At 66.5% G+C, this 5,837-nt stretch carries 8 protein-coding genes and 1 pseudogene; 7 read left to right on the top strand and 2 right to left on the bottom strand.

All coding sequences use genetic code 11. The features are described from left to right. Positions 1-198: 198 nt before the first annotated feature. The 7 genes and pseudogenes from IEZ21_RS46780 to IEZ21_RS49210 form a co-directional block, all read left to right on the top strand. Positions 199-603, top strand: coding sequence for a WXG100 family type VII secretion target (locus IEZ21_RS46780; RefSeq protein WP_189327898.1), 405 nt, complete (start codon positions 199-201; stop codon positions 601-603). A 45-nt stretch (positions 604-648) separates the two neighbouring features. Continuing rightward, a complete protein-coding gene (locus IEZ21_RS46775; protein ID WP_189327897.1) occupies positions 649-951 on the top strand; it encodes a WXG100 family type VII secretion target in 303 nt (100 codons plus the stop codon). Then, positions 951-2,699, top strand: a complete 1,749-nt coding sequence (locus tag IEZ21_RS46770; RefSeq protein ID WP_189327896.1) for an RNase A-like domain-containing protein — start codon at positions 951-953, stop codon at positions 2,697-2,699. The genes IEZ21_RS46775 and IEZ21_RS46770 overlap by 1 nt, the downstream gene beginning before the upstream one ends. Before the next feature lie 11 nt (positions 2,700-2,710). Beyond that, positions 2,711-3,319, top strand: coding sequence for a hypothetical protein (locus IEZ21_RS46765; RefSeq protein WP_189327895.1), 609 nt, complete (start codon positions 2,711-2,713; stop codon positions 3,317-3,319). 10 nt (positions 3,320-3,329) lie between these two features. Continuing rightward, on the top strand, positions 3,330-3,635 hold the full coding sequence (locus IEZ21_RS46760) for an RNase A-like domain-containing protein (RefSeq protein WP_189327894.1): 306 nt from the start codon (positions 3,330-3,332) through the stop codon (positions 3,633-3,635). A gap of 12 nt (positions 3,636-3,647) precedes the next feature. After that, a complete protein-coding gene (locus tag IEZ21_RS46755) occupies positions 3,648-4,337 on the top strand; it encodes a contact-dependent growth inhibition system immunity protein (protein WP_189327893.1) in 690 nt (229 codons plus the stop codon). Positions 4,338-4,428: 91 nt separating this feature from the next. Further along, a pseudogene (locus tag IEZ21_RS49210) lies at positions 4,429-4,903 on the top strand (transposase); the annotation flags it as partial. Between the two features lie 162 nt (positions 4,904-5,065). On the opposite strand, the gene IEZ21_RS46745 reads toward IEZ21_RS49210, so the two are convergent. Next, a complete protein-coding gene (locus tag IEZ21_RS46745; RefSeq protein WP_189327891.1) occupies positions 5,066-5,260 on the bottom strand; it encodes a DUF397 domain-containing protein in 195 nt (64 codons plus the stop codon). After that, positions 5,257-5,837: DUF5753 domain-containing protein (locus IEZ21_RS46740; RefSeq protein WP_189327890.1), on the bottom strand; the 581-nt coding region annotated here is incomplete at its 5' end. The genes IEZ21_RS46745 and IEZ21_RS46740, both read right to left, overlap by 4 nt.

Genomic DNA, 5,837 nt, shown 5'->3' with positions numbered 1-5,837 from the left:
CCAGAACCCCAACCGGACGACGAGTCCGGCCGCGGCCTGCTCCTGATCGCCGCATCACCGATCCGCTCCGGGCGAGCGACCGTACATACAGGGAGGACTTGCTGCTGCCATGGTTTGAAGTGAAGTTGTTAGGGTGATGCGGATGTGTCAAGTGGCTGGCGGAGCAGCGGCGTTGGTGACCACAAACTGGGGGATGTGATGAGCGGCGCGGGTAACCAGCCACGGCTTCGGGTACAGGGCGACCGGCTGACGGACCTGGCCGATGACCTCTACGGTATGCAGGACCACCTGGACAAGCAGGTCCGACGCATGGACGCGATCGTCGACCGGATCGAGGCGGGATGGCAGGGGCCCGCCGCCCGTGCCTACCGGGACCTCCACCGGGGCGCGGCTGAGGACGCCGTACGCATCCGCATGATCATCCAGGCTGTTGAACAAGCCGTGCGGTTGAGCCGGGACGGGTTCTCGGAACATGACCTGGACGTCATGGCGCAACTACGGAAGATCCAGGTCAAGACGGACGTGGAACGCGAAGCGGACGCGTTGTCGACGCCGAATGCAGAGGTACCCGCCGCGCCGCGCAGCAGCCTCTCCGACCTCTGATGGCTCATACGCCGACCGACGACTTCAGCTTCGGAACGGAGAAGCATGGTGGACGACGACTGCATAACCGTCGACTTCTCGACGCTGCAGGACCTTTCCGGAGATCTTGAGGACATTCTCAAACACCTCAACGAGCAGCTGGACCTGCTCTACCGGCGCGCGGAGAAAGTGGTCCTGACCTGGGAGGGCGAAGCCCGCGAGGTGTTCATCGACAAGCTGGATGAGTGGGGCCGATCCGCAGCGGATCTTCAGGCAGCCCAGGCGTGGCTGCACGACGTCGTGGTCAACGGGGAGATCAACTACGCGGCGGCGCACAGGGCGGTACTGCGGGGTTGGGGTGCAGCCTGATGGCTGATCTGCCCTCGGACAAGCAGCGGCAGCAGGAGCGGGACCAGGCCAGGACCGCGCCACCCGACCAAGGGGTGGGCCGCTTCGACGTGCAGCCTCAGCATCTCTACTTCACCTCGCTCGTCGTGCGGGACGGCCAGTTCGACTACGACAAGCAGGCGAAGGCGTTGACGGACACGCTGGACAAGTACAGCCAGTCCGCGGGAACGGGCTGGGGCGCGGACTCCTTCGCCGATCGGTACGGCATCGTCGCCGGGAAGTTCCTGGAGCTCTGGGCGAAGAGCGTGGTGGCGGTAGGCGGTGTGGCGGTGGGCCTCACCCAGACCGCGAACAACTACGTGCAGGCGGACTGGGCGGCGAGCAAGGGCAAGGGCGAGCCACCGGAGGAGAAGCAGCCTCCCATGGTGATCACCACCGCGCCCAAGTACGGTCCGCCGAACGACCTGACGTGGCGGGGAGAGGGCGAATACCACGACTCGTGGGCGATTTCAGGAATCCTCGGAGAGATCCCGGACTTCCTCATGTTCATCATGAAACCCGTGGTCGACGAAGGACTGCGACTCGGCCGCATCCATGAGATCACTCCGGGCGTCAAGGAAGAAGAATTCCGCGACATCGCCGGGGCCTGGCGGGAGGCCTCCAAGGACGTGAAGAAGGCGGCGGACGACTTCACGGACGCGATCTCCTACATCACCGACCCCACAGGAAACGGTGAATGGCAGGCCGCAATGAGGGCTTTCTGCCAGACGATCTGGGGAACCACGGCATGGGGGAAGGTCCGTGACCAGCGGGCCGAGGTGACTCCCAAGAAGGGCGCCCGGAGCTGGAAGACCCACGGGAAGATGGACCCCGCCACCAGGCGCCCGATCATCGAGGTTCTCGACAAGAGCGCGAACGTCATCCAGAAGCTCTTCGACGACCTGGCCGACGTGGGCCAGAAGACCACCGAGACGACCACGCGCCTGGCCAAGGAGGCCGCGGAGAAGACGGTGAAGGACCTCACGACGGGTCTCGACCCGTTCGAACTCACCAAGCTCGCGGTCGGGCTCGTGGTCGCGGAGGTCGTCCTGACCTTCCGGTCCCACATGGACAAGGCGGCAATGGACGCGGCAGTCGAGGCCTATCACGAGGCGTTCAGCGATGCAGCGGGCAAGCTGGCCATGCTCGAGTTCGAGCTCGACGAGGCGCTCTTGAGCGTGCCCACGTTCCAGGCGGAGCGGGCTCGGGCACAGGGGTTCGGTGCGCGTTCCTTGAACGAGTTCAAGAAGGAGCACAGCTGGCAACTGCCGGAGAGCCAGTTCCCCTACACGTACTCGGTGGACCTCGCCGCGGCGGAAGGGATGGGCAATGGCCATACCCTCGACAAGCATGTGGGGAAGACCGACGAGCAGCTGTTGCAGCGCATGAGAGACGAGAGTAAGGCGGACGGGACGCCCAAGATCCCCGGTGCGTCCACGTTCGCCGACATGGAATCCGCTCAGCGGTACACGCAGTACGCCTTGCGCGACAACACAGACGAGATCAACAAGTGGCTCAGTGGAAACCCGCCGAAGCCGACGGAGGAGTTCAACACGCCGTCCGTTCCGCTGCAAGGTCCCTTGGCCGGTGACGCGGTGACCGGCCGGGGCACCTCGCTGGTCGACGGGAAGATCACAGAGGTGCAGGACACCAAGGGAGTGTCGCTGCGCCTCATGTACGACCCGAGCCTCGACCCGCCCTACGTCGTCTTCAGCTCCATGCCCAAGTGAGAGAGGCCCGGATGGACAGCGAAACCGAGCCCGAGCGTCAGGGCGGTCCGCAGACGCGCCTCGATGCCGATACGTGGGCGGCGGCGGTGGACATGTACCGCAACCGGTACTCCTTCATCGCGGTCGGCCCGCGCGTACACGAGGACTGGCTGCCCGACGTGGCCGCGGTGATGCAGCGCGAGGTCACCGACCCCCGTGGCTGGCGGTGCCGGGATTCCGAGCAGGGAGAAGAGGAACTGGAGGAGGACGCCGCCTTCCCGTTCCGGGTTCCGCCGGCGGATGAGGCCGGGGCCGCGGAGTGGCGCAGCCGGCTGTTCGAGATCCCGCGGTCCGCCGTCGTACGGCTGCTCGTCATGCTGGCGACGGACGGCATGGAGGTGTCGCGGCAGTACGGCTTCGCCGACCGCAGGATGGGCATGGAGGAACACGCGCAGGTGATCCTGTCGCGCTTTCCGGAGGGCTCGCAGTTCTTCACGAATACCCGTCACGACGGCGGCCACCCCGACTTCTACGAGAAGGTCACCGGCTGCTGGCCGATGTCCCAGTACGCCTGGGACTTCGGACTGCTCGCCGTGTCCCGTGAGGAAGTCGGCCTCATCTGGTCGTTCGACGCAAGCTGAAGTGGAAGTCATGACCGTACGGACCCGCTCGGCCACCTACCCCGACCGAGAAACCGCTCACTGGGCCACCCAACAGGTGGTGACCGCCAACGAGCAGAAGATTCACCGCTGGCTCGCCCAGGGCACCCGCGCCCGCCTCACCATCGAGGCCGCCTGGCCCTCTCGTGAGACTCCCGTCGGCCGCGTACTGCTGCAGGCGATGATGCTCGCCGGACGCGAGCCCGTCGATGTGCGCGCGGCGCGTGTTGTCCTCAAGCGTGAGCCGAACAGCCCGCAGGGCTTCGTCGTGTTCACCACCGTCCCGATCTACCTGTAGAGGTCCAGCGCCGTGTCCATGAAGCCGCTCGAGTTCGATCGCCGCTACGGCGAGTTGGACCAGGTGATCAGCGCGTACACCGGCATGTCGGCCGACGACGAGCCGGACAAGCCGAGCGAAGCCCTTCGGGCCTACCTGCGCCACACCTGGCACACCCGCCCCTGGGTCCTGGCCACAGCCGAACAGCAGATCCGCGAGTACGCCCGTAACCCACCGGGCCGGCTGCGCCTGAGCCTCGGCGAGTTCTACCCCGTGCCGGACGTCGGTCTGCCCGAATCGGCGATCCAGGACTGGCTGTTCGTGATCGCGGATCACCTGAAGCGGTCGATCGAGGAAGGCGAGGTCCCGCCCCCGGCCGATCCTCGCACCCACTGGGAGTGGCACGCCCGCTTCCCCGAGCTGGGCCAGTTCCTTGGCGGTTGGTTCTCACAGGACATGCCGGACGAGTTCCCGGACCACGACGCGGCCGTACACGACTACACCGCCACCACGGATCCGCAGCTGGTTGCCCGCCTCACGGGCGAGCTCCACGAACTGCTCGCCCTCGCCCTGGAAGAGTCCGACTACGCCCTCGCGATGGCGGCGCTGGGCATGGAGGTCGACCCACCCAGGCCGTACTCCCCGAGCGGCTGGCTGGCCCATCTCGCGGACTGTCTTGGCGGATTCAAGGCAGACTACGGACCCGGACCGGCCGCGGGCTGACACGGCAGCTGTAGTTCCGACATCTGCGCTGGTCAGCGCCTATCCGGGGTGGGTGAGGGCATGAGGACGGCCACCGCGATCACGAACGTTTGTGACGACGTATCAAGAGATGGTGACCGCGGAAGCCACGATAGCCGAGCAGGCGTGGAGCGGGGCGTTCGGGAGGGCGCTGACGGCGGTCGCGGGCTGCTTCGCACGACGTGAGACACGCGCCACGGCGGCGGAGCTGGTCGCGGGGCTGCTGCTGGAGGTGGACACGCGGAACTGCTGGACACTCGCGCAGGCGCTGGGGCACCCCGGCCCGCACCGGCTGCAGCACCTGCTGTCCCGCGCCCGGTTCGACCATGACCGGGCACAGGAGGAGATCGCCCGCCTGGTTGCCGGTGAACTCGCGGGCCAGGACGTGGTGTTGGATGCGTCGGCAGACCGGACACGGCACGAAGGGCACCCGCGAGTACGACTGGGCCTGGCTCGACGTCCGCCCCGACGACACTCCCGTCGAGAACGAGAACGTGGCGGGGACGAGTGTGCTCGTCGCGCGCCGCCACCGCTACACCGGCGAGGTGTAACGACACCGTCATCACGACCAGCTGTGATCAAGAACTACAGCTGCCGTGACAGACGCCAGGCAGGCAAGCGATCGACTCGCGTCGGGTGAACTGACCACCTGACGGCCTTCCCGGCGGCGTACGCCACCAGCGTCACCGCCGGGATACGCAGATTCAGCCTCAGGCCCTCGGCGCGGAGCCCACGAACCCCACGAACTGCGACCATCCCTCACGCCCGACGGCGAAGTGAGGACGCGTCACGTCTTTGGAGTCCCGTACGTGGATGGTCTGTTGGGTGACGGCCACCTCAACGCAGCTGTCGCCTTGGGTGCCGCTGTAGCTGGACTTGAACCAGGCGAGTTCCGTCGTGCTCATAGCTCTCCTCGCAGTCGCTCCAACAGGCCCCGCGAGTCTTGGGGGTTGAGGGCCTGCGAGCGCAGTGTGTCATAGCACTGGTAGAGGAGGCTCACCTCTTTTGCGTCGCTGATCAGGCGGCCGTTGTGCTGCCCTTCCGAGTACGCCAGCCGCCGACGCTCCGGGGTTTCCAACAGCTGCACAGGACCATCCAGACACGCGTGGAACTCGGCGTCCAGCGGCATGATTTGAAGCGTCACGTTGCGCGGAGCGCTCAGCTCCAGCATGTGGTCCAGCAAGCCCCGCGTCACCTCACGCCCGCCCAACCGACGCCGGATGATGTGCTCCTCCACGATGAAGCTGAACGAGACGTTCGGCCTCTCACGCAGCAGCTTCTGCCGTTCCAGTCGAGCGACAACCTGGGCCTCCAACTGCTCGTCCGACAGCGGCGGAATGCTGTTGTCGAACACCGCCCGCGCATACCCCTCCGACTGCAACAACCCCGGCACCAGCCGACACTCATACGTACACAAGCTGACCGCAATCCGCTCCAGCCGAGCCCACCGCCGGAACCAAGCCGCCAGCCCCGCCTCCCCCC

It is taken from the genome of Streptomyces flaveus, from assembly GCF_014647675.1.
Lineage (GTDB): Bacteria > Actinomycetota > Actinomycetes > Streptomycetales > Streptomycetaceae > Streptomyces > Streptomyces flaveus.
Note: the sequence above shows the minus strand (reverse complement) of the source record. Positions and strands in the feature narration are given on the sequence as shown.

Coding starts and splice junctions, on each gene's coding strand:
- IEZ21_RS46770 (WP_189327896.1), top strand. CDS start 951: ATGGCTGATCTGCCCTCGGACAAGCAGCGGCAGCAGGAGCGGGACCAG.
- IEZ21_RS46780 (WP_189327898.1), top strand. CDS start 199: ATGAGCGGCGCGGGTAACCAGCCACGGCTTCGGGTACAGGGCGACCGG.
- IEZ21_RS46775 (WP_189327897.1), top strand. CDS start 649: ATGGTGGACGACGACTGCATAACCGTCGACTTCTCGACGCTGCAGGAC.
- IEZ21_RS46760 (WP_189327894.1), top strand. CDS start 3,330: ATGACCGTACGGACCCGCTCGGCCACCTACCCCGACCGAGAAACCGCT.
- IEZ21_RS46745 (WP_189327891.1), bottom strand. CDS start 5,260: ATGAGCACGACGGAACTCGCCTGGTTCAAGTCCAGCTACAGCGGCACC.
- IEZ21_RS46765 (WP_189327895.1), top strand. CDS start 2,711: ATGGACAGCGAAACCGAGCCCGAGCGTCAGGGCGGTCCGCAGACGCGC.